Origin of the sequence: Synechococcus sp. Cruz CV12-2-Slac-r (genome assembly GCF_024346075.1) — a bacterium.
In the GTDB taxonomy this organism is placed as follows: domain Bacteria; phylum Cyanobacteriota; class Cyanobacteriia; order PCC-6307; family Cyanobiaceae; genus Synechococcus_D.
Map to the genome: position 1 here is coordinate 1 of NZ_JAGQEK010000210.1, position 2,390 is coordinate 2,390.

1 protein-coding gene and 1 pseudogene are annotated in these 2,390 nt (G+C 47.5%); both read left to right on the plus strand.

Annotated elements, in window-relative coordinates:
• Positions 1–180, plus strand: a pseudogene (locus KB557_RS10740) (30S ribosomal protein S7); the annotation flags it as partial.
• A 91-nt stretch (positions 181–271) separates the two neighbouring features.
• Positions 272–2,347 (plus strand): elongation factor G, encoded by a 2,076-nt coding sequence (gene fusA / locus KB557_RS10745; RefSeq protein WP_255134076.1) that lies wholly within the window; start codon positions 272–274, stop codon positions 2,345–2,347.
• Positions 2,348–2,390 lie beyond the last annotated feature (43 nt).

A 2,390-nucleotide genomic window follows, 5' to 3' on the forward strand; every position in this document is an offset into this window, starting at 1 on the left:
GCTATGGCTTTGCGTTGGCTCGTGAACTTTTCCAGGGCCCGCAACGGCCGCAGCATGGCCCAAAAGCTTGCTGGTGAATTAATGGATGCTGCCAACGAAGCTGGTAGTGCTGTCCGCAAGCGGGAAGAAACCCATAAAATGGCTGAAGCGAATAAAGCATTCGCTCACTACCGCTACTAAGCCCTTTGTTGTCAGTGTGTGGGCCAACCGCTGACTTTTAACAAATCTGTAAAGTTGAGTCCATTTTTCCAGCACACTCAAGGAGCATCCCGTGGCACGCGCCTTCCCTTTAGATCGCGTTAGAAACATCGGCATTGCTGCCCATATAGACGCCGGCAAAACCACCACCACTGAACGAATTTTGTTCTACTCAGGTGTGGTGCACAAGATGGGCGAGGTGCACGATGGTGGCGCGGTAACAGACTGGATGGAGCAGGAAAAGGAGCGGGGCATCACTATTACCGCCGCTGCAATTTCTACCAGCTGGAAAGATCATCGCATCAATATTATTGATACCCCTGGCCACGTAGATTTCACCATCGAAGTAGAACGCTCAATGCGCGTTCTTGATGGTGTTATTGCAGTTTTCTGCGCCGTTGGTGGAGTGCAGCCACAGTCTGAAACAGTTTGGCGCCAAGCGGATCGCTACAAAGTGCCGCGCATGGTTTTCGTTAATAAGATGGATAGAACAGGTGCTAATTTCCTAAAAGTTTACGAACAAATTAAAGATAGATTAAAAGCAAAAGCCGCCCCGATCCAGCTGCCAATTGGCGCTGAAAATGACCTTAAAGGCATTATTGATCTCGTTCAGAATAAGGCGTTTATATACACCAATGATCTCGGCACAGATATTTTAGAAATTGAAATTCCAGACGACATGAAGGAGTCTGCCGCAGAATGGCGCTCTAAATTAATGGAATCAGTTGCCGAACTTGATGAAGAGCTTATTGAGGTATTCCTTGAAACTGGCGAATTAAGTGAAGCCCAACTTCGTAAAGGTATTCGCGAAGGTGTAGTTAGGCATGGTTTAGTACCTATTCTCTGCGGCTCCGCTTTTAAGAATAAAGGTGTTCAGCTAATGCTGGATGCAGTGGTGGACTATCTGCCAGCTCCCATTGATGTGCCCCCGATTGCGGGCCTTTTACCCAATGGCGAAGAGGGCATCAGACCCTGCGACGACAACGCACCATTTAGCGCTTTGGCCTTCAAGGTGATGGCGGATCCCTACGGAAAGCTCACTTTTGTGCGTATGTATTCAGGCGTGTTGCAGAAAGGCAGCTACGTGATGAATTCCACCAAAGATAAAAAAGAACGCATCTCGCGTTTAATTCTGCTCAAAGCCGATGATCGCGAAGAGGTTGATGAATTGCGCGCTGGCGATCTCGGTGCAGTTCTAGGCCTTAAAGACACAACAACTGGAGATACCCTTTGCGTTGATTCGGATCCAATTATTCTTGAATCCCTTTTCATACCAGAACCTGTTATTTCAGTTGCCGTTGAGCCAAAAACAAAGGGCGATATGGAAAAACTTTCCAAAGCTCTGCAATCTCTTTCAGAAGAAGATCCCACCTTCCGGGTAAGAACCGATCCGGAAACAAGCCAAACCGTTATTGCCGGTATGGGAGAGCTTCATCTGGAAATCCTGGTTGATCGGATGATGCGGGAATTTAAAGTGGAGGCAAACATCGGAGCCCCACAAGTTTCTTATCGAGAAACAATCCGCGGTAGCTCTAAAGGTGAAGGCAAATTTGCAAGACAAACCGGTGGTAAAGGCCAATACGGTCATGTAGTTATTCAAATGGAACCAGGGGAACCCGGCACAGGTTTTGTATTTGTTAATAAAATTGTTGGCGGTATTGTTCCAAAGGAATATATCGGTCCGGCAGAAGCAGGTATGAAAGAAACATGCCAATCGGGTGTTATCGCTGGTTACCCATTAATTGACGTGAAAGTATCAATGATCGATGGTTCATACCACGACGTTGACTCTTCGGAAATGGCATTTAAAATCGCCGGCTCTATGGCATTTAAAGATGGCGTTAAAAAGTGCAACCCCGTACTTCTTGAGCCGATGATGAAAGTGGAAGTTGAAATACCTGAAGATTATCTTGGCCCCGTTATCGGCGACCTTTCCTCAAGGCGCGGTCAGGTGGAGGGGCAATCGATCGATAACGGCACTTCCAAGGTGCAAACCAAGGTGCCATTGGCTGAGATGTTTGGCTACGCCACACAATTGCGGTCGATGACCCAAGGGAGAGGTATATTCTCAATGGAGTTCAGCCATTACGAGGAGGTCCCTCGGAATGTGGCCGAAGCCATCATTTCCAAGAATCAGGGCAACTCCTGATCCACTCCCCCCTCTTCGTTTACCCTCGATTTTTATTTAACAA